Raw genomic sequence first — 21,047 nt, 5'->3', positions numbered from 1 at the left:
TACCACAGTTATGCAAACCCCTGAGGTGGATATGTTTCAAAAAGTACAAGGTCTGTTCTGGCTGCTAACTCTGTTCGTTGTTAGTGGCTGTAGTAATGAAGTCGCGACGAAGGCTGGATCAGATTTGCCGTCTGCGGCTGAACCGCCCGTCATTGCGCAAGAAAAGTCGACCGACCACCACAAAACCCATCGCGGCAAACCGGGTGCAGAGGTAAGCCTGCGAGAAAATCGTGTGCATCGACTTGAGCCGGGTGTGGCGGCTGATGTAGATCTGGGGCTTTCCGCTTCCTATAACCAGGGAGAAATGACTGTCACGCTCAACACCAGCGAGGGGCTGTTTATCCTTGAGGGCGCCACACATTACGCCTTTCCCTTACGCGACAATGGCGACTACTCCCTGCCGCTACGCCTGATGGCTGCGGAGCCGGGCAGGTATTACGTTCGGATTCAGGTGGTTGTAGATTATCAGGGGCGTCAAACCACAAGAGCCCTCTCAGCTATTGTGCAAGTAGGACCGGACACAGAGTCGCGCCAGAAAACAGGCACTTCAGAAGGGGTTATCCCGCTGCCGGCGCAGGAAACTGTTATTCAACAACCATAACAATCAGTTGGTCAGCAACACCCGGTATCCTTCGAGGCTAATGATAATCCCTCTCATTCACTGGCAGCCCGCTTGTGGATTCTGAGCTATAATCCCGCCCCATCCCCCGGGTGCCTACTGGCACCCGCTTCTTTATATATATCACCGAGGTATGACTATGGCCGGCCAACGCCTTTTAGCCGAATGGGAACCCCAGGATGCCGTGCTGCTGTCCTGGCCGCATAAAGGTACCGATTGGGATTGGATTCTGGATGATGTCACTCAATTATACGAAGCCCTGGCGACCGTTATCTGCGATTACGCTGATCTGGTCATCGCTGCTCCGGCGGAAGAATTGGATAACATCCGCGCGCGTCTTGCGGCCATGGACGCCCCCATGGAGTACATCTACCTTTACCCTACGCCGACCAACGATACCTGGGCGCGGGATTTCGGTCCGCTGACGGTCGAGACGGATGAGGGCATGAAGCTACTGGATTTTCAATTCAACGGCTGGGGAAATAAATTTGCCCACCATCTCGATAATCAGATTACCCGCAATCTGTTTGATCAGGGTGCCTTTGCTGCCGCAACCCTTGAGCAACAGGATTGGGTACTGGAAGGCGGCTCTATCGAAACTGATGGAAAAGGCACCTTATTAACCACAGCTTCCTGCTTACTCAACACCAACCGCAATCCGCAATTGACGCAAGAGCAGATTGAGGTGCGTTTGAAAGCGGCGTTCGGAGTGCGCAAGATCAATTGGCTGCATCACGGCCATCTTGCTGGCGACGATACCGATAGTCATATCGATACCCTGGCGCGCCTCTGCCCGAACAACGTAATTGCTTATGTTGCCTGCGATGATCCCGCCGACGAACACTATGCCGAACTTAAACAAATGGAAGCTGAACTGGTCGGTATGACAGATGCGGACGGCGAGCCTTACAAGCTTATCCCGCTGCCTTGGCCGCAGGCGATTTATAACCACGAAGGCCAGCGTTTACCTGCAACCTATGCCAATTTTTTGATTCTTAATGAAGCTGTACTGGTGCCCATCTACGAATGTATGACGGACGAAGATGCGCTGGAGCAAATCTCCCAGGCGTTCCCCGGTTACGATGTCCTGGGGATTCCCTGTGCGACCCTGATTGAGCAGGGCGGCAGCCTGCACTGCATCACCATGCAATTACCCGAAGGAGTTCTTGAGCCGTTATGAAACTTTTAAACGTCGGGATTATTCAACACGCTTGCATAGCGGATACCACCGCAAACCTGCAAAAAACCATGGCTGAGATCCGCGTGGCGGCGCAGCAAGGTGCCCAGTTAATTGTGTTGCAGGAGCTGCATCGTGGGTTATATTTTTGCCAGCAAGAACAGGTCGAGGCCTTTGATCTGGCAGAACCTATTCCCGGTCCCAGTACCCAGGCACTGGGTGAATTAGCCAAAGAATTGGGTGTGGTTATTGTGGCTTCGCTGTTTGAAAAGCGTGCGACGGGCTTGCACCACAACACGGCTGTGGTATTGGAAAAAGACGGGAGTATTGCGGGCAAATATCGCAAGATGCATATTCCTGATGATCCCGGTTTCTACGAAAAATTTTATTTCACGCCCGGTGATTTGGGTTTCAATCCCATTCAAACCTCGGTGGGTAAACTGGGTGTATTAGTGTGTTGGGATCAGTGGTTTCCGGAAGCTGCACGGTTGATGGCTATGGCCGGTGCAGAATTGCTGATTTATCCCACTGCGATCGGTTGGAACCCGGAGGACGACGCTGCAGAGCAGGATCGCCAGCGGGAAGCCTGGATCACCGTACAACGTGGCCATGCGATCGCTAACGGTGTTCCGGTTGTCAGCGTCAATCGTGTTGGTCATGAAGCGGACCCTGCCGGCGGGGCAGGCATTGATTTTTGGGGAAACAGTTTTGTCACTGGCCCCCAGGGTGAATTTTTATTTCAGGCTGCCAATGATCGCGAAGTGACCCAGGTGGTTACGGTAGATATGGAGCGCAGTGAACATGTGCGGCGAATCTGGCCTTATTTGCGTGACCGTCGAATCGATCATTATGCTGATCTGGTAAAAATTTATCGCGATTAACTGATCTGATTAATCACTCTTTTTCCGGTTATTGTTTCGCTGACAAGCTGGAAATTTAAAAATCTGACGGGCAACGTTGTCCGTCAGAAATTTGTTTGCCGCTCATCACTTTTTTCTTCAATACTTATTAAGCTCATACTGCTTTTGCTCAATACTATGTGCCGATAATAGCCATATAAAAACTCTGGGCCTGTATGCTTATTCGTAAGTACAAAAATGATCTCGATACCTAAGATGTGTTGGATTATTCTCTTGCCGGGTTGGCTCGACAGAATGAAAAGTATGGTCTATCGTTGAACCAAGCGACAGTCACGGTGAGTTACCATATTGTGGAGCGGTAGCCGTTGGCTTACATTCGATAACGATTGGCTCAAGTTCTTTCTGGCCTGTTCATATTTATCCCCTGGAGTAGTACAGCAAGGTGGCAAGGTGGCTCAAACGAGCCATATGTATAGTGCATTTCTTTGCAGGACACGTGTGAAAAAACCTGAGCAATTAATTACCCTTAACCAGTTTCTCTGCCGCGTCCTGGTCGGCTTTTGTGGTGGGGTATTCACCTTGGTGGGTATCAGCGGTTTCGTTTGCTGGTATTTTTTAGGGGGGCCACAGCTTTCCATACTCCCTTTCATTATTTTTAGTGTGATGTGCCTGGTTGGCTCTATTGGATTGGTGTCGCTCACCACCCGCTACCTGGGGGATCAATTAGCACGCCCGATTACGCACCTGATAGCCAATACACAATTGAGCGCGAACACCGACAGCTATCAGCTGGAGCCAACCACCCGGATTACGGAAATCAATATTCTCTCCCGCAGTATCCGCCACATGCTCGGTAAAATCCTGCGTCGAGAGCACAACATTATCGGCAGTGAGCGGCGTTTGTCCCTGGCGCTTCGCGGCAGCGGTGAAGGCGTGTGGGACTGGGATATCCAGGAAAATAACTCCTACATCGATCCTAATTGTTGCAGCATCCTTGATGTAAAGCCGGAGGAACTGGCTGTTGATAATCGGCTGTGGCTTAAGCGGTTATTTACAGAAGATGCAGAGCAGGCCAAGCAGTATTTCAGACGAGTTGCGGCTGGCGAACTCACATCATTCGAAGGGGAATACCGTATTCCAAGGCACGATACTGAATCGGAATATCGCTGGATTCAGATTCGTGGCAGTGTTGTTGAATGGAGCAGCGATGGGTTACCGACGCGCATGTCGGGCACGGTAAGCGATGTGACCCAACGAAAAATTTCTGAACAGCAACTGAGGCTTTATTCAACGGCTTTTAAATGTACCAAAAATGCAGTGGTGATGCTGGATAAGGATTTCCGGATACTAGCCGCCAATCGGGCCTTTTGCCAGATCAGTGGACATCAGGAGCACTCCCTGGTCGGGCGCGGCTATATTTTCCAACATCCCGACATACCCTCGGAACAATTCCATAAAGTTATAAAAATGCAGGTAAACAACCGAATGGAGTGGCGTGGAGAGGCTTTGGGTGTGCGAGTTGATGGAAGTGAGTATCCGCAAGAGTTGGCGGTTTATGGGGTTTACGATGATTTTATCAATTTGACTCACTACGTTACGATATTTTCTGACATTACTGAGCGGAAACGTACAGAAGAAAATCTCCGCGTGTTGGCAAACTACGACCCATTGACAGGGCTTGCCAATCGCTACATGTTCAACGCGACTTTTACCCGGTCGTTGCAAAGCGCGCGGCGAAAAAATGAGAAGCTGGCACTGTTGTTTATTGATCTTGATCACTTTAAACAGGTTAATGATCTTCTGGGTCACGAAGCCGGTGATCGATTATTGGTTGAAGTAGCGAACCGTATTCAGGGAAGTATTCGGGAAACGGATATTGCTGCCCGACTAGCGGGCGATGAATTTGTTGTAATACTGGAAAATATCCAGGCTGTTGCGGATGCGGAGCAGGTTGCATTGAAGATTCTTTATGCACTGTCAAATCAAACCGGGGCTGCCGATAACATGTCTCGTGTCAGTGCCAGTATTGGTGTAAGCGTATTCCCGGACCACGGTAATGACCCGGAAACGCTTTTGCGTTCTGCAGATCGTGCAATGTATGATGCGAAAACGCTCGGGCGTAATCGTTTGAATATAAGTACGGGTGCAATTGAATGCACAGTTGCTCATCGGCAACTTATGGATAATGGTAACGTCAACTGAGCTGCAATACCTTTTTATCAGGGATAAATAGGATAAATTTTCATTGGAGTGCTCATGACGTTTCCCAAGATAGGCAATCTGGCCCCGGCCTTTACGCTTCAAAATCAATCAGGCGAAGCGATTTCGTTGAAAGATTTTAAGGGTAAAAAGAATGTAGTGATTTATTTTTATCCAAAAGCCGCAACACCGGGTTGTACCACTCAGGCTTGTGGTATTCGGGACTCGAAAGCAGAATTGGCAAAACTCGATACCGTCATCTTGGGCATCAGTCCGGACAACCCGAAAAAATTACAAAAGTTTATTGATAAATACGATCTTAACTTTGATTTATTGGCCGACGAAGACCATGCCGTTGCAGAAAAATACGGTGTGTGGGGTTTGAAAAAATTTATGGGAAGGGAGTTTATGGGTATATTACGAACTTCCTTTTTCGTCGATAAAAATGGACGTTTGCGTTATATCATGGACAAGGTAAATACCAAAACTCATGACCAGGAAGTCATTGCTTACATCAAAGAGCACTTTTAAAAAACGGATTTAGAATTGTGTGATCTTACGCAGCTTTTAACCAGGAAATTTTTGTGAGATGGACTTTGTATCTGCCAGTATTGGCCTATAATGAGTGCACACGGAAAGTAGGCTTAAGTTTGTGCAGGGAGGAATCGAAGTTAAATTTTTGTTTCTCTCAATCGGTGTGCAAACACTTTCTCGATAATAAATGCCCAGCTTAGTTTGGCAGAAGGAGAGGCCTGTATGATTCAGTTACAACGTATATACCGCAACAACGATGCCGCATCTGAAAACGCTTTTGACGGATCACATATTCGATCCTATGAAGAATATTTGGAAATGGCAAAAATACCTTCTTGCGAAGGGGTGTCTGCGCGTGTCATGGATGCACTGCAACAGCGTGTTGGTCACGCTGAGCTGTCAATCGATAAGATTGCCGAAGACATCAACCTTTCAAAAAGGACGCTGCAACGCCGTCTGCAACAGCAGCAAGCTAACTTTGCCCAGTTGCGAGACAGCATGCGTTTCCACTATGCAATCAAATATTTAATTGATGAGCATATGAGTGTCGATACAGTATCCAAAGCCCTGGATTTTTCTGATCGCACAAGCTTCACCAACGCCTTTAAACGTTGGACGGGCCTTTCTCCCAGCGTATTCCGCAAGCTGTTCCGCGATTACGCCTGACCGCAGCGCAAGAGCCTGGCTCTTGCGACTAACTCTGCAACGGCGATCCGTAAGGACGTCAGGAGGGAGCGCTAATTGCCTGCTCTGTGCAAACAGGGTAGAGTTAGCGCTTTTCTAAATAACAGGGGTTAGTTTCATGAGTTTCTTTGTTTCCTCCGCTATGGCACAAGCGCAAACTGGCGCAGCACCACAAGGTAACCCAATGGTGACCTTATTGATGTTTGGTGGTTTGTTTGTGTTCATGTACCTCTTCATCATTCGTCCGCAACGCAAACGTCAAAAGGAGCACACCGCGCTCGTTTCTGCCCTGGCCAAAGGCGACGAGGTCATTATGACCAGTGGTATGTTGGGTAAAGTGGTCAAGGTCGATGAAAACTATGTGGTGCTGGAAACGGGCAACAACATTGAACTGAAATTCCAGAAGGTTGCCGTTCATGCGGTATTACCTAAAGGCACGATCAAGTCTATTGATGCTGCTAAAGACTAGGTTGCTTTTTTTGCAGGGCGAACGTCGGTTCGCCCTGATATTGCTCAAATATTTACATTAACATCCCTCTGCGATAATCCTTTCTCAAGCGATTGATTAGTTTGTGCGATCAAGCATAAATTTTGTTATCTTCCCATCACTGATATTTTTCAACGCCTCGCTGGTTCTTTGGTAAGAATTATTCGGCGATTTTCTTCCTCTACAATTGAGTCTACTTCATGGATGCTATCAATAATCTGGTGAATTTCCTCAATGGCCTGGTTTGGGGGCCGCCAATGTTGATGTTGATCCTCGGGACGGGGGGCTTCCTGATGATCAGTTTGCGGCTGATGCCGCTAATGCGTATCAAGCAAGGGGTGGAGTCTCTCTGGCAGGGCAGGATAAAGGGCGATCCGGAAACAGGTTTAATAAGCCCTTTTCAAGCGCTGATGACGTGCCTCGCTGCCACGGTGGGAACTGGCAATATTGCGGGAGTGGCAACGGCTATTTTCTGGGGTGGACCCGGCGCCCTGTTCTGGATGTGGTGCACAGCACTGGTCGGAATGGCAACAAAATATTCTGAAGTGGTCTTGGCTGTGCATTATCGAGAGCGTGACACAAACGGTGAGCATGTCGGCGGTCCGATGTATGCCATTAAAAACGGGTTGGGCCCGCGCTGGGCATGGTTGGCTGCGCTTTTCGCTCTCTTTGGTGGGCTCGCCGGTTTTGGGATAGGCAACATGGTTCAGGCGAACAGCATGGCGCAAGCACTTGAATCGAGTTTTGCAGTTGATGTGCGCCTGACTGGCTTTTTAACAATGATCATTGTGGCTGCTGTCATTCTTGGGGGTATAAGGCGCATTGGTAAGGTCGCCGCGTCGCTGGTACCGTTTATGTGTGTCGTTTATGTGCTGACCGCGATAGTGGTTTTATTTATCAATCTATCGGCCATTCCTGCTGCTTTCTCCTTGATATTTACTCATGCATTTACTCCCGCTGCTGCAACGGGTGGTTTTGCCGGTGCAGCGGTGATGGCTGCCATTCGTTATGGTGTTGCCCGCGGTATATTTTCTAATGAGGCCGGATTGGGGACTGCAGGTATTGCGCAGGCTGCCGGTACCAGTGATAACCCGGTGAAGTCGGGCCTGATCGGCATGATGGGCACCTTTATTGATACCATCATCATTTGCACGATGACGGGTCTGGCTATTATCTCTTCAGGCGTCTGGAGCAGCGGAGAGAGTGGGGCAGCCTTGTCGATAGCTGCTTTTGAATCAGCGTTGCCGGGAATTGGCGGGCATGTGCTGACGCTCTCGTTGATTTTGTTCACCTTCACTACCATTCTGGGGTGGAGTTACATCGGCGAACGGTGTTGGAGTTATTTATTTGGTGTTAAAACTATCCTGCCATTTCGAATCTTTTGGGTGATAGCGGTATATTGGGGAGCGACAGCCCAATTGGATTTCGTCTGGTTGTTGGCGGATACACTCAATGGTCTGATGGCAGTGCCTAACTTGATTGCACTGATTATACTCAGTCCAGTAGTCGTCGGTTTGACCAGGTCGTACTTTGCACAGCGGGACAGTCAGGAAAAAGCTACAGACAGTTAGCAGGGCGCGGCAAGCCGGCGATTTTGGCCGCAACCCTTGCCGGGCTCGGAGGGAAGAGTTGCATTAAGTGGATGCTGCGACCCTTGTCACTACCGAGTTTTTGAGCAACGCGTTTAACCAGCGGCCGCATAGCCGGGGCTAGCTCAAACTCGGCATAAAACTCTCTCAGGAGATAAACAATCTCCCAGTGCGCAGGGGACAGCACAATATCCTCTTGCGCAGCCAGATGCTCGGCTACAGCTTCATTCCATTCTTTAAGATTTTTGAGATGGCCTTCTTTATCAGTTTCAATGATCTGGCCATCAATCTGCACCTTCATCGTCAATACCAGCTTTGGACACAGCGATGATCGATACTCAGCTGTACAAAGCCTGTGTAATCGGTCAGCAGGATATTGTTCAGAAGTTTTTCTTGCAGACCGCGCGCTTTAATATCGTTGGAAAGTGCATAGACTTTCACTCCTGACTCGATCAATTCGGTGAGTTTATCGGCACAGGGTGCTGTGGCCAGCGCTCCGAAAACCCCATCCTCAAGCAATAAAATCCCGTCATTTTGCGCGCATATAGATAGGCAGGAAGCCAGGGTGCCGTGGGTGAACGGCGACTTGTTAACGGTATGCAAAGTGCTCATTGTGATTAGAAGCTCAGCAGTTGGTCTTGCTGTGCCAGTAAGACACTGACAGCATGGCTGTCAAGAACCTGGACACTGTCGAGGAGAAGTTCATTTTCCGTGATGCCACGTGCCTGTAGCGATTCCAAGTGTACAAAAATGTTTTCCACTTCGTATAGAGGGAGGATAGGCAGCATAGCTGCGAAATTTTTTTGTGCAATTTCGTGGCTTTGCTGGTTTTGGAGTAGTTGAAAAACCCCGTCGTCCATAAACAACAGGCTTAGGTCCTGTTCATAGGCAGCCATTGTCAGTACGGCATCGAGTGCTTCTTTGGCAATTGAAGAGCCGTAGGGCGCATGTCGGCTGATAAACAGAATTTTTTTGCGCATGCTAGCTACCAAAAGTGATTAGCCGATCTGATGCCAGGGCTGCGTCAACCAGTTGCCCCAAGCCGCTGAGGGCAAAGCCTTGTCGAAGGTTGTGCGCCGGTTTTTCATAGCGGTCGGCTTCTTCCTGGTTGAGTATCCCGCGCTTCAGTGCCGCTGCGATACAAACAACCAGGTCAACCTGGTGTGTGCTGGACAGGTGTTGCCAGCGGGAGGGTATATCGGCCTCATCCTGCGCTATCGTCAGCAAGTTGCTGCTATTGTGAACCCCGTCCTGATAAAAAAAGACTCTATATAGACTGTGCCCCTGCGCCAGCAACGCTTCGGCAAACCGATACGCAGTGTCGCTGGCTTGCGAGCTGTGGGGGGCTGAATAAACGGCTAATGAGAAAATCATAATGTGATAAATAAAAAAGCCCCGTATTAACGGGGCTTTCTTTAATAATTTACGTGGAATTTAGTCATCACCAGCCGCACCTAACAGATGGAGCAGGCTTGTGAAAAGGTTAATGATCGACAAGTACAGGCTGGTGGTGGCCATGATGTAGTTTGTCTCGCCGCCGTGGATAATTGCACTGGTTTGATACAGGATCAAAGCGGACATTAACAGCACCACACCGGCCGAGAAGGCCAATTGCAAGCCTGAGACATTGAATCCGAACAGGGAAGCGCCGATCAATATCAACATCGCGGCAATCATTACCATCATGCCGACTACCACGAAACCTTGCAGAAAGCTGAAATCCTTACGGGTAGTCAAGGTGTAGGCGGACAAGCCAAGAAATATCAATGCTGTGCCACCTAATGCTTGCAGCACGATAGAACCGCCACTAGCGAATGCGAGGTAGTGGTTCAGGATCGGCCCCAGGCTCGCACCAATCAAGCCAGTAAAGGCGAAGACAACGACCAGGCCGGTGGATGAATTGGCGGTGCGTGGTAGAACAAACCATATCAAGCCCAAAGCGACGAGGCTCATAATCAGGCCGACACCGTGACCGATGCCGACTGCCATGCTGATACCTGCAGTAAGGGCGCTGAATACCAGGGTTATGCCGAGTAACATATAGGTATTACGCAGTACCTTGTTTACCTCGAGGGTACTGGTTGATGCTGTTTGGGTATAAAGCTCTTGCATGGTGAATCTCCACTGGGCTTTGTTAAAAAGTGATGGTCATCATACAAAGTCGGATTACAAATTCCAAGAGATTATATTGGTGGCCAGAAGTCTATTGAAACACTGCCTATTGGACATGGGGGCAAATTAACAGTTCACAAGCAGCAAAGTTGAAAAACAAAAGGCGCCGGAGTGCGGCGCCTTTTGTTTTGTCTGTCGACATAGATGGCGGAAGGGCAGGGATTTGAACCCTGGGTAGGCTCGCACCTACGCCGGTTTTCAAGACCGGTGCATTAAACCACTCTGCCACCCTTCCGAAGAGGTGCAAATTATACATAGGTTTTATCGGTGAGCAAGACGCAAGGAATAATATTTGCGCCTGTCTTTGTATCTGCGGTCATAACCTGAACAATTCGCCACATACAATTTAGCGGAAATAAAAAAGCCGGGCCAAAGCCCGGCTTTTGAATAAACACAATGTCAATTTTATTCCTGGTCTTCTGCCTTCACCTCGGTTGTCTGCGCCGCGCGTTTCGCGAGGCGTGGGTCGTTAGATGGGCGAGTCAAGGGGCGAGGGTTGTGTTCAACACTTGCCGGCATGCTGGTATCCAGCGCGCGCGGCTGAACCCGGGTCAATGTCTCGGTCACAATATGAACCGCTGCTGGCTTCGGTGCCCGGCGAGGATCATTGTTGGCGCGAACAACTTCTGTAGCAACTGGCTCACTGCTTTCCGTTTCCGCTTCTGCTTGTGTTTCAACAGTTGCTTCAATAACGTCAACTGGTTTCGCGACGACCTGTTCGGGTTGTTCTTGCTCAGCGGCAACGTGTGTTACTAACGGTGCTGCTGTAGATGCAGTCTCTATAGCTGTGTCTTCTTCAGTTGCTACGCCGTCTTTAGGCAGCGGGGCTTCAAAAACCTGCGATACAGAAGGTGCGGACGATGCGATGCGATTTTTTTCGGCAATAGTATGCACTTCAGCAACTGGTGTCATTGGCTCTCGGTCAATCACAAATGATTGATTGGAAGTAGTTGCCGTTTCCACTTCACGTGCTTCTACTACCTGTACTTCTACCTCTTGCTGCTCCGCTGTAGAGATCTGTTGCTCAAAAGCCGCTGTTTGTGCGGCAATCGCTTCTTTCACTTGCGAATTCAACATTTCCGTTTCGGCGGAGACACTCGAACCAAATTCTGTTTCGTTTACCGCAGCTTCGCCGGTGGTGATGTCAAGGGCTGCAGCGGTTGCTGATTCAGCCGTTCCAGGATTCTGTGCATTATCCTCTGAAGATTCCCGACGTCCGCGACGGCGTTGTTGGGAGCGCGCACGACGTCCGGCTGGGCGTTTTGCTGGCCGGTCATCGCTATCCTGCTCCACCTCGACATTGTCATTTTTGGTTTCTACAGCCGGTTCATTGTTCGCTTGGTTGCGGCGCGCATTATCGCGATCATCGCGATTATTTCGGTTGCCACGTTGTGGGCGATTGTCATTGCTCTCTCTTTCCTTGTTGTCTCTGTCCCTAATATCCCTGTCTTTACTATCTCTGTTCGCCTCACCATTGTCGCGCGCTTGATGACGGTTCTCACGGCGGTCATTTTCGCGGGCGCCGCGCTCATTGCGTGTTTCATTGGTTGGCGAATCGCTTGATTCGCGAGGTTCACGATTATCGCGAAGTTCCCGGTCATCTTTACGATCTTTATCGCGACGATTACGGTCGCGACGATTGCGTGACTGTGGCTGATTTCTGTTGCGACTGTGACGGTTGCGGTCGCGCTTATGGCCTTTGTTGTCGCCGCTGGATTTGTCATTGCTGAACAAGCCCAGTAACAGGCTGATAAAGCGGGCGATAACACCTGGCTTTTTAACGGGCTCAGGCGCTGGTTGTGACGGTGCGGTAACCTGAACGGCAGGTCTGCTGACTGGCAGAGCCTTCACGGTCATCTCTTCGTCTTCTTCTTTGCCTTCGTCTGCCGTCGGCGTGATCTTGTAGCTGGTTTCCAGTGTCCCTTCATCGTCGTCGCGCAGGCGCTGTACCTCAAAATGAGGTGTCATCATATCTGCACTGGGAACAATCACGACGCGAGTATTATTGCGCGCTTCAATGTTGGAAATGGTTTTGCGTTTCTCGTTGAGCAGATAAGTGGCTACCGACATAGGTGCGATAGCGCGAATTTCAGCGCTGCGCTCTTTCTGTGCTTCCTCTTCTACCAGGCGCAAAATAGCCAAAGCTAAAGAGCGTGTGCCACGGATGGTGCCTTGACCATTACAGCGTGGGCATACTTTGGAATGTATTTCTCCCAGTGAGGGGCGCAAACGCTGGCGGGACATCTCCAGCAAGCCGAAGCGTGAAATGCGGCCGATTTGAACCCGTGCACGATCCATCAACAGAGCATCACGCATACGGTTTTCTACTTCGCGCTGATTGCGTACGGGCTGCATATCGATAAAGTCGATAACGACCAGGCCGCCCATGTCACGCAAACGCAATTGCCGTGCAATCTCGTCAGCTGCCTCCAGGTTGGTTTGCAGTGCGGTTTCTTCGATGTCACCGCCTTTGGTCGCCCGTGAAGAGTTAATGTCGATCGAAACAAGCGCTTCGGTAACGTCGATTACAATCGCACCGCCAGAAGGCAGTTTCACTTCCCGTTGGAAGGCGGTTTCGATCTGGCTCTCAATCTGGTAACGGTTAAATAAAGGAATGTCGTCCTGATAGAGCTTTACCTTGCTGCGGTAGTTGGGCATGACTTGTTGAATAAAAGCCGAAGCCAGTTCGAATGCTTCTTTATTATCAACAATGACTTCACCAACATCCTGGCGCAAGTAGTCACGGATAGCACGAATGATGACGTTGCTTTCCTGGAAGAGAAAGGTTGGAGCGGGGGATTTCTTGGCCTCAGTGTCGATTGAACTCCACAGTTGCAGCAGGTAGTTCAAGTCCCACTGTAATTCATCGGCGCTACGGCCCACGCCTGCGGTGCGAATAATCACACCCATACCTTGGGGGACTTCGATGGAGCCAAGCGCATCTTTGAGTTCGGCGCGATCTTCGCCCTCAATACGGCGGGAGATGCCGCCCGCCCGCGGGTTGTTCGGCATCAGCACAAGATAGCGGCCAGCCAGGCTAATAAAGGTGGTGAGTGCAGCGCCTTTGTTGCCACGCTCTTCTTTATCAATCTGCACAATAACTTCTGTGCCCTCTTTGAGGACGTCCTTAATCTTGACGCGTCCGTCAGTGTCGCCGGCATTCTTGGTGAAGTATTCGCGGGAGATCTCTTTCAGAGGGAGGAAGCCGTGACGCTCGGCACCATAATCAACAAAGGCGGCCTCAAGGCTTGGTTCAACCCGGGTGATGCGGCCTTTATAGATGTTCGATTTTTTCTGTTCGCGGTTGCGATTTTCTATATCGAGGTCATAGAGCCACTGGCCGTCGACCAGTGCTACGCGCAACTCTTCGGGTTGAGTTGCATTGATAAGCATTCTTTTCATGTGTTACCTGATTAGTTCGAGCGCATTCGCAACGAAATAACTAGGGTCAACACAGAGGCGTTTTGTGCAACCGTGTAGACTGCCGCGCTACAGAATGCTCGCGACAGCGGTTGGTGGGCAGATGCTGTTCAGTCTGGACTTGTCATGGGCGAATATTCGGCTCGTGACGGATAACATTCCTGCGCTGATAGATAGTTCTCTTCCCATTTAACTCAGTTTTTGGACGGTTGTCATTCCAGTCCGCTCATGTACTGCTGGCTGCAAAAAATCAAGCAACCGGTTCAGGATAGTGATCGCAATTTGCCTAGCCTGTACGGCTAACATGATATGACCTCGCGGGTTTATATCATCTCCGGCCTGGTTCTGTGGCGCGGCATTCGCTTGTCAGGGTGGATCACATCCAGAATTTTTATCTGGCAATACGTAGAATCTAGAGTCCTACAAAACACTTTCGGTATTAACAATAGCTATAACGCAGTTAGGCGCGATTGTTACAGTGTATTTGCGCAACACATACCAGTTGCGAAAATACCGTTTTGTTTGTTTCGTGGAGTATTGGACCCGAGTGTTCCCAATCGGTTGCCTCAAGGGTCAAAGCCTCCTTTCGCCGTCAGCGGTATTTCCTAATTGACACGCCTTTTCAATGCGTTATCCGGAAACCTGCCTGTCTCGGCGCCGCCGAATATAGCAGCATTCATTATTGGCTTCAATGAACGGGGTGCGATAAGGATGCTTCATTATCAAGTCTAGTCGAATAACTTATGTGTGCTACATGTCGAGCGATAAGGTTTGCGGTATGATCGCGCCATGAAAAAAGCCTCTCCTAAATCACACGTCGTCGCCGATATTACCCTTGCCCAAGTTCAATTTATTGAGATAGACGCGGACCAAGCCGGTCAGCGTATTGATAACTTTCTGATGGCTCGCCTCAAGCGCGTACCTAAATCGCGGGTATACAACATCTTGCGTAAAGGCGAGGTCAGGGTAAATAAAGGTCGATGCAAGCCGGATTACAAGCTCCTCGCAGGCGACATTGTCAGGATTCCTCCGGTTCGGCTGGTCGAACAAGCGGCACCTCCCCAACCGAGTAATGTGTTGACCCGTAAGCTGGAGCAGGCAGTTCTGTTTGAAAACGACGGTTTACTGGTTATTAACAAACCGCCAGGTTTGGCGGTTCATGGTGGCAGTGGAGTGAGCCTGGGGTTGATTGAGGTGCTGCGTCAGATGCGTCCGGATGCCCGCTATCTTGAGCTGGTCCACCGGCTGGATAGAGATACCTCCGGTTGTATCATGATCGCCAAGAAGCGTAGCATGCTGCGCCATCTGCAGGCCGCGTTGCGTAATAAAGGACAAAGTGGCGTGCGCAAGGTATATCAGGCCTTGGTGATTGGTGCGTGGCCAGTCGATTGCCGACGTGTCGATGCTCCGTTGCTTAAATCCGAAATAGGTAACGGAGAGCGTATTGTGAAGGTTAACCCGGCAGGAAAACCAAGCCTGACCGAATTTACGGTACTCCAGGCGTATCGGGACTTTACCCTGATAGAAGCCCGGCCGATTACCGGTCGTACCCATCAGATTCGTGTTCATGCGCAATATGTCGGCCATAGTTTGGTGGGGGATGAAAAATATGGCAGGGACGACATTAATGAAGATATGCAACAGCTAGGCATAAAGCGTCTTTTTCTACATGCGGCAGAGCTGGGGTTCTACTTGCCGGATCAGTCAGTGTTGACCATCGTTAAAGCCCCATTAACGCCTGATCTGGCAGAACCGCTGGCCAGGCTGTCTGCATGCTAGTTTCGCAGCTATTTATTTGCAGGAGATGACCAGTTGTTATTGATTTTTGACTGGGATGGAACCCTGAGTGATTCAACGGGAATGATTACGCAAGCCATGCAAATGGCCGCTGACGATTTGGGTTGGCAAGTACCTCTGGATAAAGAGGTTCATGAAATTATCGGGTTGGGCTTACCAGAGGCTATTGCCCGGCTGTTTCCGTTGCGTGGGGAGGTAGAGCGACAACAAATTCGTGATCGTTACGCCTTTCATTTTGTCGCCTTGGATCAGCTGCGTCCTTCCATGCTGTTTCCCGCTGTGCAGGAAACCTTGGAACATCTGCGGGCCGAGGGGCACCAGTTGGCTATAGCAACAGGGAAAAGCCGGCGTGGGCTGGATAGAATCCTGGCTAATCTGGGAATGTCTTCATTCTTTCATGCTACCCGGTGTGCCGATGAAACCGCGTCCAAGCCGCCCCCCTTGATGTTGGAACAACTGCTGGTTGAGTTCTCGGTTCCCTCTAAAGAGTCAGTCATGGTGGGGGATACAGAATATGACATGGCGATGGCGCGTACGATAAGCATGCCGCGTATTGCTGTCAGTTATGGCGCCCACCACGTTGATCGCTTGCATCCTTATGAACCTGAATTATGCATGGATCGTTTTGACGAATTGCTTACCTGGCCGCGTCTGGTTTAGTGCCTAATATTGCAACTCCTTCATTGTGAAGCATGTCAATCAGGGTAATTAAAGGAAGACCTATGAGGGTATTGGGATCTCTACCCTCCAGTTTGTCAAACAAAGCGATTCCCAGCCCTTCGGATTTGAAGCTGCCCGCGCAATCGTAGGGTTGTTCGCGGGCCAGATAATCCTCTATTTGCGCATCAGCTAATGGGCGAAAACTGACTTGATAGGTTTCGCAGCATGTTTGCACGCGTTTGGTAGCACTGTTGTACAGTGCCAGGCCGGTAAAGAAGGTCACCTTTTTGCCGCTTGCCATGGTGAGTTGCGCTTTGGCGCGGGTGTGATTGCCAGGTTTTCCCAGGACTTGATTTTCCAGAGCCGCAACCTGATCCGAACCAATGATCAGTGCCGCCGGATAATGTTGTGCGAGGGCCATAGCTTTGGATTGCGCAAGGCGTTTGACCAAAGCGGTCGGGGATTCCCCGCTTATGGGTGTTTCATCTATATCGGGTGCTTGCCATTGGTAGTGGATGCCCAATTTATCCAATAGCTGGCGGCGATAAATGGAGCTGGAGGCCAGGATAATAGTTTGCATTAAACCCTCGGAATCATAGATAAAGTGTTTATTCTAAGCCGCAAGCACTAAATAGCGCCATTTGCATACATTTTCTTTGACAGACGTACAGCAGATCCCTATTATTGCGCGCTTATGTTTTCAGCCCCCTCACACAAAACCTTGCCCCGGCAGGGAGATCCGCGGAAATTCGCCCAACAGGGTATTTCTCTGGAGGGTATTATCCCTATAGCTGCCTTGCCGCGTTTGGCAGAGTCGCTCGAGGGAACCGAAGGCCAGGTATTTGTCAGGCTGGATTTCGGGATTAGTGAGGAAGGTAAAAAGGTTGTGTCTGGTAAGGCGCGTGCAGATCTGATGTTGATATGCCAACGTTGCTTGTCTCCGGTCAGCAAACCAGTGGAGTGTGATATTTCACTGGCCATTGTGTGGACGGAAGAAGATGCCAGGGCACTGCCGAAGCATCTGGATCCCTGGATTGTTGAGGATACCAGTGCAGATTTCTTCGAAATGGTCGAAGAAGAGTTGTTGCTAAACCTTCCTCCAGTGGCTTACCACGAGGAACAGTGTGTTGACCCCAAGCTCTTCCACAGTGGTGAGCCGGTGGTCGTCAAGCAAGAGAAGAAAAACCCGTTTCAAGTGCTGGAGCAACTTAAGAGCTCGCCGAAAAAATAGAGGCGCCTCGGTTCCAGTGAGTATGTCATCAGGAGATTATCATGGCTGTACAGCAAAACAAAAAATCCCGTTCCAAGCGTGACATGCGTCGTTCACACGATGCATTGACCGGACCAACCTTGTCCGTTGACGCAACCAGCGGTGAAAAACACTTGCGTCATCACGTTACTGCTGACGGTTTTTACCGCGGTCGTAAAGTGATTGATAAAGGTGTTAACGAATAATTTGTCAGGCAACAAGACGATCTAACATTGTCTGAAAAAATTCGTATAGCGGTTGACGCTATGAGCGGGGACTTAGGTCCCCGCGTTGTTATTGCAGCGGCCATTCGTTTTGTCGCGACCTCCCCCGAAGTAGAGCTGTTGTTGGTCGGTGATCAGGATCAAATGCAGTCCTTACTATCATCAAGTAGCGCGCCTGCGCACCCAGCTATTCGCATATTCCACGCGCCTGATACCGTTAGCATGCACGAAGATCCGCTGAGCGCCTTGCGGCATAAAAAAGATTCATCCATGTGGCGAGCATTGCTCCTGGTCCAGGAGCGGCATGCTGATGCTTGTGTCAGTGCAGGTAACACCGGGGCGCTAATGGCAATGAGCAAACATCTGCTGAAAACGTTTCCGGGTATTGAGCGTCCTGCGATCTGCAAATCTATGCCGGTAGAGCAGGGTAGTAGCTTTATGCTGGATCTCGGAGCGAATCTTACCTGTACCCCGGAACAGCTTCACCAATTTGCATTAATGGGTAGTGTACTGGCCTCGTCGACAGGCATTAGCACGCCGCGTGTTGCCTTACTCAATGTTGGTGCGGAAGCAACCAAAGGAACCGATGTCATCAAGCGTAGTCATGTGTTGTTATCGCAGGATGAGCAGCTTAATTATGTGGGATTTATAGAAGGTGATGCGCTGTATCTCGGTCAGGCAAACGTGATTGTTTGTGACGGCTTCAGTGGTAATGTTGCGCTTAAAACCAGTGAAGGTGTAGCGCGCTTGATTACGCGAATAATCGAAAAAAGTTTTACTCGCCACTGGTACCTGAAATTGCTGGCATTATTTATGCGGCCGATGTTGCGTCAGTGGCGCCGGGAATTAAACCCGGGTGCTTATAATGGTGCGAGTTTTCTGGGGTTGCAGCAACCAGTGGTGAAGAGTCACGGCGGTGCAGATGAGGAGGCGTTTTATCAGGCTTTACTCGTTGCAAAAGAACAGGTTGCACAAAAAGTGCCGCTGCGTATTCAGCGTGCATTGCATGCAACACTGAAAGATTCACTATAACGATTTTCCATTATCTGTTTTCTTATCAATACAAGTGAAACTCCTATGACTCAATCTCATCTTGCGTTTGTTTTTCCAGGGCAGGGCTCCCAGAAGATTGGGATGTTGGCGGATTTGGCCGGTCAATACCCTCTTGTGACTGAGACTTTCTCGGAGGCATCCTCCGTGCTTGGTTATGATTTATGGGATTTGGTTCAAAATGGCAATCAGGATGATATCAACCAGACCGAGCGCACCCAGCCCCTGCTGTTAACTGCAAGCGTTGCTGTCTGGCGTGTCTGGCAGCAGAACGGTGGTGCAGCACCGGCATTGATGGCCGGGCATAGTTTGGGTGAGTGGTCGGCCCTGGTATGCGCAGGCGTTGTTGCCTTTGCTGATGCCGTAAAACTGGTTCAGCAGCGTGGTAAGTTTATGCAAGAAGCTGTGCCTGCGGGGCAGGGTGCGATGGCGGCAATCATTGGGTTGGATGATGCCTTAATTATTGACGCATGCAAAAAAGCAGAACAGGGAGAAGTTGTTGCAGCGGTAAACTTTAATTCGCCCGGTCAGGTTGTGATTGCTGGTGCGGCGGCCGCTGTGGGGCGTGCCAGTACCTTATGCAAAGAAGCCGGTGCAAAGCGTGCTCTTCCTTTGCCTGTGAGTGCGCCTTTTCATACATCGCTTATGCGCCCAGCTGCGGAAAAATTGGCAGAGCAAATCTACAGTACGCCATTTTCGACTCCGGTTATCCCGGTTGTGCACAATGTGACTGCTGAGCCGGAAAGCGATCCGGAAAAAATTAAAGCGCTCATGATCGAACAGATCTTTAGTGCGGTGCGCTGGGTGGATTGTGTTAATACTTTATCGACGCGCGGTGTCACAACCACGATTGAATGTGGACCAGGAAAAGTGCTTTCAGGATTAAACAAAAGAATTAACAAGGATTTGAACACGCTCTCCATCGAAACTTCAGACGAACTTCTGAGTGCGCTGGATATTTTTAATTAATGGGTGAAGAAGATGATCAATTTAAACGATAAGGTTGCTTTGGTTACCGGTGCCAGCAGAGGTATCGGTGCCGCAATCGCGGAACAGTTGGGCGCTGCTGGTGCAACGGTTATCGGTACGGCGACAAGTGAATCCGGCGCTGAGAAAATATCTGCTCGTTTGCAGGAGTTGGGTATTCGCGGAGCGGGAAAAGTGTTGAATGTTACCGATGCTGACTCGGTAGCTGCGCTAATGAAAAGTGTTCAGGACGAATTCGGTACGCCAGCTATTCTTGTCAACAATGCGGGTATTACCAAAGATAATTTGTTAATGCGCATGAGTGATGAAGAATGGTTTGATGTTATTAATACTAATCTCAGCTCTATTTATCGTTTAAGTAAAGCCGTGCTGCGTGGAATGATGAAGGCTCGTTGGGGTCGTATTATCAATATCAGTTCTGTTGTCGGTTCTATGGGAAATGCCGGGCAATCCAATTATGCGGCTACCAAAGCCGGCGTGTCAGGCTTTGCACGCTCATTAGCTGCAGAGGTAGGTTCGCGCGGGATCACGGTCAATACCGTCGCGCCAGGTTTTATTGATACGGATATGACCAAAGGCTTACCTGAGGATCAAAAGGCTGGATTGTTGTCCAACATTCCTGTGGGGCGCCTGGGTAAACCGGAAGAGATTGCTGCAGTAGTGGTTTTTTTGGCCAGCGATGCTGCAGCCTACGTTAGCGGTGAGACTATCCACGTCAACGGCGGCCTGTATATGGGTTAATAATAGGATTTAAGTCTTTGTTTTTCATGGAAATTCATTAAAAAAACGAAGAATTTTGGCAGGATGCGTTACAACACGGCAAAAATAGATGTAAAATGCGCGTCGATTTTGGCCGAAACATTATGAAGGAACCACCTTCGTGGTTTCACAAGTGACGGTTTCGTCGATACTACCACTAGGAGTTAAATAGCATCATGAGCAGCATTGAAGAACGCGTAAAAAAAATCGTTGCTGAGCAACTGGGTGTGAAAGAAGAAGAAGTTAAAAACGAAGCTTCTTTTGTTGAAGATCTGGGTGCTGACTCTCTCGACACCGTAGAGCTGGTTATGGCTCTGGAAGAAGAGTTTGAGACAGAGATCCCTGACGAAGAAGCTGAGAAAATCACCACAGTTCAGCTGGCTATCGATTACATCAACGCCAACCTGGCGTAATCTTCAAAGTCGCTGATTATCTGTCTTCGTGAAAAAGCCGTATTATTGCGAAATAGTACGGCTTTTTCTTTTGCAAATTTGATTGCATAAACGGTTTTAATGACAGCGTGATCGGCGCACTTTTAATAAATGCCCACCCCTGAGCATTTTAAAGCTTTTATCCCGCC

General features: G+C 49.7%; 23 protein-coding genes and 1 tRNA gene. 16 read left to right on the top strand and 8 right to left on the bottom strand.

Annotated elements, in window-relative coordinates; all coding sequences use genetic code 11:
• The first annotated feature begins 31 nt into the window (after nucleotides 1-31).
• From ACSV5M_RS04435 to ACSV5M_RS04400, 8 genes are all read left to right on the top strand, one after another.
• Nucleotides 32-601, top strand: coding sequence for a hypothetical protein (locus ACSV5M_RS04435; protein ID WP_439174379.1), 570 nt, complete (start codon nucleotides 32-34; stop codon nucleotides 599-601).
• 157 nt (nucleotides 602-758) lie between these two features.
• Nucleotides 759-1,799 (top strand): agmatine deiminase family protein, encoded by a 1,041-nt coding sequence (locus tag ACSV5M_RS04430; protein WP_439174378.1) that lies wholly within the window; start codon nucleotides 759-761, stop codon nucleotides 1,797-1,799.
• Nucleotides 1,796-2,677 carry a carbon-nitrogen hydrolase gene (locus ACSV5M_RS04425; RefSeq protein WP_439174377.1) on the top strand — a complete coding sequence of 294 codons (882 nt, stop codon included), beginning with the start codon at nucleotides 1,796-1,798 and terminating at the stop codon, nucleotides 2,675-2,677. Before ACSV5M_RS04430 ends, ACSV5M_RS04425 begins: the two co-directional genes overlap by 4 nt.
• Nucleotides 2,678-3,154: 477 nt before the next feature.
• Nucleotides 3,155-4,858 carry a diguanylate cyclase domain-containing protein gene (locus ACSV5M_RS04420; protein ID WP_439174376.1) on the top strand — a complete coding sequence of 568 codons (1,704 nt, stop codon included), beginning with the start codon at nucleotides 3,155-3,157 and terminating at the stop codon, nucleotides 4,856-4,858.
• A 54-nt stretch (nucleotides 4,859-4,912) separates the two neighbouring features.
• Complete coding sequence (bcp, locus tag ACSV5M_RS04415; protein ID WP_439174375.1) at nucleotides 4,913-5,386, top strand: thioredoxin-dependent thiol peroxidase; 474 nt, start codon at nucleotides 4,913-4,915, stop codon at nucleotides 5,384-5,386.
• Between the two features lie 225 nt (nucleotides 5,387-5,611).
• Complete coding sequence (locus ACSV5M_RS04410; protein WP_439174374.1) at nucleotides 5,612-6,055, top strand: helix-turn-helix domain-containing protein; 444 nt, start codon at nucleotides 5,612-5,614, stop codon at nucleotides 6,053-6,055.
• Between the two features lie 136 nt (nucleotides 6,056-6,191).
• Nucleotides 6,192-6,542, top strand: coding sequence for a preprotein translocase subunit YajC (gene yajC, locus ACSV5M_RS04405; protein WP_439174373.1), 351 nt, complete (start codon nucleotides 6,192-6,194; stop codon nucleotides 6,540-6,542).
• Between the two features lie 218 nt (nucleotides 6,543-6,760).
• Nucleotides 6,761-8,131, top strand: coding sequence for an alanine/glycine:cation symporter family protein (locus ACSV5M_RS04400; protein ID WP_439174372.1), 1,371 nt, complete (start codon nucleotides 6,761-6,763; stop codon nucleotides 8,129-8,131).
• Here the strand turns inward: ACSV5M_RS04400 and ACSV5M_RS04395 are convergent.
• The 7 genes from ACSV5M_RS04395 to rne form a co-directional block, all read right to left on the bottom strand.
• Nucleotides 8,118-8,450 (bottom strand): TusE/DsrC/DsvC family sulfur relay protein, encoded by a 333-nt coding sequence (locus ACSV5M_RS04395; RefSeq protein ID WP_439174371.1) that lies wholly within the window; start codon nucleotides 8,448-8,450, stop codon nucleotides 8,118-8,120. The two genes, ACSV5M_RS04400 and ACSV5M_RS04395, sit on opposite strands and share 14 nt — an antisense overlap.
• 2 nt (nucleotides 8,451-8,452) lie before the next feature.
• The gene (tusB, locus tag ACSV5M_RS04390) at nucleotides 8,453-8,761 is read right to left on the bottom strand and encodes a sulfurtransferase complex subunit TusB (protein ID WP_439174370.1); all 309 of its coding nucleotides are present in this window, start codon (nucleotides 8,759-8,761) and stop codon (nucleotides 8,453-8,455) included.
• A 5-nt stretch (nucleotides 8,762-8,766) separates the two neighbouring features.
• A complete protein-coding gene (tusC, locus tag ACSV5M_RS04385; RefSeq protein WP_439174369.1) occupies nucleotides 8,767-9,129 on the bottom strand; it encodes a sulfurtransferase complex subunit TusC in 363 nt (120 codons plus the stop codon).
• 1 nt (nucleotide 9,130) lies between these two features.
• On the bottom strand, nucleotides 9,131-9,523 hold the full coding sequence (gene tusD / locus ACSV5M_RS04380; RefSeq protein ID WP_439174368.1) for a sulfurtransferase complex subunit TusD: 393 nt from the start codon (nucleotides 9,521-9,523) through the stop codon (nucleotides 9,131-9,133).
• A gap of 60 nt (nucleotides 9,524-9,583) precedes the next feature.
• Nucleotides 9,584-10,261, bottom strand: coding sequence for a Bax inhibitor-1/YccA family protein (locus tag ACSV5M_RS04375; protein ID WP_439174367.1), 678 nt, complete (start codon nucleotides 10,259-10,261; stop codon nucleotides 9,584-9,586).
• A gap of 205 nt (nucleotides 10,262-10,466) precedes the next feature.
• A tRNA-Ser gene (locus ACSV5M_RS04370) sits at nucleotides 10,467-10,556 on the bottom strand.
• A 170-nt stretch (nucleotides 10,557-10,726) separates the two neighbouring features.
• Entirely contained in the window at nucleotides 10,727-13,723 is a 2,997-nt protein-coding gene (gene rne, locus ACSV5M_RS04365) for a ribonuclease E (protein WP_439174366.1), read from the bottom strand.
• Between the two features lie 807 nt (nucleotides 13,724-14,530).
• Between rne and rluC the strand changes: the two genes are divergently transcribed.
• Nucleotides 14,531-15,520 carry a 23S rRNA pseudouridine(955/2504/2580) synthase RluC gene (gene rluC, locus ACSV5M_RS04360; RefSeq protein ID WP_439174365.1) on the top strand — a complete coding sequence of 330 codons (990 nt, stop codon included), beginning with the start codon at nucleotides 14,531-14,533 and terminating at the stop codon, nucleotides 15,518-15,520.
• Between the two features lie 33 nt (nucleotides 15,521-15,553).
• The gene (locus tag ACSV5M_RS04355; RefSeq protein WP_439174364.1) at nucleotides 15,554-16,198 is read left to right on the top strand and encodes an HAD-IA family hydrolase; all 645 of its coding nucleotides are present in this window, start codon (nucleotides 15,554-15,556) and stop codon (nucleotides 16,196-16,198) included.
• Here the strand turns inward: ACSV5M_RS04355 and ACSV5M_RS04350 are convergent.
• Nucleotides 16,176-16,778: a Maf family protein gene (locus ACSV5M_RS04350; protein ID WP_439174363.1), complete on the bottom strand. Its 603-nt coding sequence runs from the start codon at nucleotides 16,776-16,778 to the stop codon at nucleotides 16,176-16,178. The two genes, ACSV5M_RS04355 and ACSV5M_RS04350, sit on opposite strands and share 23 nt — an antisense overlap.
• Nucleotides 16,779-16,892: 114 nt before the next feature.
• On the opposite strand from ACSV5M_RS04350, the gene ACSV5M_RS04345 reads away from it, so the two are divergent.
• From ACSV5M_RS04345 to acpP, 6 genes are all read left to right on the top strand, one after another.
• On the top strand, nucleotides 16,893-17,429 hold the full coding sequence (locus ACSV5M_RS04345) for a YceD family protein (RefSeq protein ID WP_439174362.1): 537 nt from the start codon (nucleotides 16,893-16,895) through the stop codon (nucleotides 17,427-17,429).
• Nucleotides 17,430-17,470: 41 nt separating this feature from the next.
• Nucleotides 17,471-17,653 (top strand): 50S ribosomal protein L32, encoded by a 183-nt coding sequence (gene rpmF, locus ACSV5M_RS04340; protein ID WP_087465325.1) that lies wholly within the window; start codon nucleotides 17,471-17,473, stop codon nucleotides 17,651-17,653.
• A 27-nt stretch (nucleotides 17,654-17,680) separates the two neighbouring features.
• Nucleotides 17,681-18,703: a phosphate acyltransferase PlsX gene (plsX, locus tag ACSV5M_RS04335; RefSeq protein WP_439174361.1), complete on the top strand. Its 1,023-nt coding sequence runs from the start codon at nucleotides 17,681-17,683 to the stop codon at nucleotides 18,701-18,703.
• Between the two features lie 45 nt (nucleotides 18,704-18,748).
• Nucleotides 18,749-19,690, top strand: a complete 942-nt coding sequence (gene fabD, locus ACSV5M_RS04330; protein WP_439174360.1) for an ACP S-malonyltransferase — start codon at nucleotides 18,749-18,751, stop codon at nucleotides 19,688-19,690.
• 12 nt (nucleotides 19,691-19,702) lie between these two features.
• Complete coding sequence (gene fabG / locus ACSV5M_RS04325; protein WP_439174359.1) at nucleotides 19,703-20,449, top strand: 3-oxoacyl-ACP reductase FabG; 747 nt, start codon at nucleotides 19,703-19,705, stop codon at nucleotides 20,447-20,449.
• 194 nt (nucleotides 20,450-20,643) lie between these two features.
• Nucleotides 20,644-20,880 carry an acyl carrier protein gene (gene acpP, locus ACSV5M_RS04320; protein ID WP_012487300.1) on the top strand — a complete coding sequence of 79 codons (237 nt, stop codon included), beginning with the start codon at nucleotides 20,644-20,646 and terminating at the stop codon, nucleotides 20,878-20,880.
• Nucleotides 20,881-21,047: the final 167 nt, after the last annotated feature.

This window comes from Cellvibrio sp. ARAG 10.3 (assembly GCF_051846955.1).
GTDB lineage: Bacteria > Pseudomonadota > Gammaproteobacteria > Pseudomonadales > Cellvibrionaceae > Cellvibrio.
Note: the sequence above shows the minus strand (reverse complement) of the source record. Positions and strands in the feature narration are given on the sequence as shown.